This is a genomic window from Mesorhizobium sp. M7A.F.Ca.AU.002.02.1.1, assembly GCF_003998535.1.
GTDB classification, from domain to species: domain Bacteria; phylum Pseudomonadota; class Alphaproteobacteria; order Rhizobiales; family Rhizobiaceae; genus Mesorhizobium; species Mesorhizobium ciceri.
Genome location: NZ_RZPB01001350.1, coordinates 1 through 806, shown reverse-complemented (window position 1 = coordinate 806; position 806 = coordinate 1). Strand labels below are relative to the sequence as shown.

The window sequence follows — 806 nt, the reverse complement described above, 5'->3', positions numbered from 1 at the left end:
GGCTACACCAGCGAGGACGGCCGCATCCGCGGCAATCTGTCGGGCACGGCAGCGGGTGGGCATGTCGGCGTCGGCGCCGGCATCAGCTTCACCTTGAACTGAGGCAGGGATGAAAGGACTTGTTGCCCTGACCTGCCTGGCGCTTTGCGGCGGCCTCGTGCCGGCCGCCGGGCAGGTCGCGTCGACCTACAGGATCAAGCCTTCGGACGTGGTGCTCCCGCCCGAGGTGAAGCTCGGAGACTACCAGCGCACCATACGCCCATTCGACAACTGGACGCTGATCTGCGACGAGAACCTCAAAGCCCGCAAGAAGGTCTGCAACGTCTCGCAGATCATCGAGGACGCGTCCGGCAAGATGGCCTTCAGCTGGTCGCTTGCCGCCACCCAGGACGGCAAGCCGTACATGATCCTGCGCACCGCCCCGAACGCCAGGAGCGATGGCCTGGTGTCCGTGAAATTCGATGGACAGAAGCAGCCGATCGACGTGCAGCTGAACGGCTGCAACGAAATGGTCTGTGTCGGCATGTTGCCGGTCGGCCCCGTCATGCGCCGGCAGATATCGCAGAACGCGACGCCGGCGATCTCCTACTCGACGGTCGACGGGCAGACGATCACCGTTACCGCAACGCTCAAGGGGCTGTCAGACGCCCTTTCACCACTCAAATAACCGAGGCGCCACCATGAGCCAGCAGGACCAGTTCACGTCCGCCAAACGCACTCCGAGCGTCGAGGCGGATCGGCAGAGGCGGGCCCAGCCCCCAAAGCCCTGGCCCCGCGCCGCCGGATATTCACTTCCGGGATTGGTC

General features: G+C 64.9%; 1 protein-coding gene. It reads left to right on the top strand.

Annotation, left to right across the window (positions count from 1 at the left end; translation table 11 throughout):
- The first annotated feature begins 109 nt into the window (after positions 1-109).
- Positions 110-667, top strand: coding sequence for an invasion associated locus B family protein (locus EN879_RS37655; RefSeq protein ID WP_013529840.1), 558 nt, complete (start codon positions 110-112; stop codon positions 665-667).
- Positions 668-806 lie beyond the last annotated feature (139 nt).

What these genes read in the sequence shown, in the direction of transcription:
- EN879_RS37655 (WP_013529840.1), top strand. Translation starts at nt 110, where the DNA reads ATGAAAGGACTTGTTGCCCTGACCTGCCTGGCGCTTTGCGGCGGCCTC.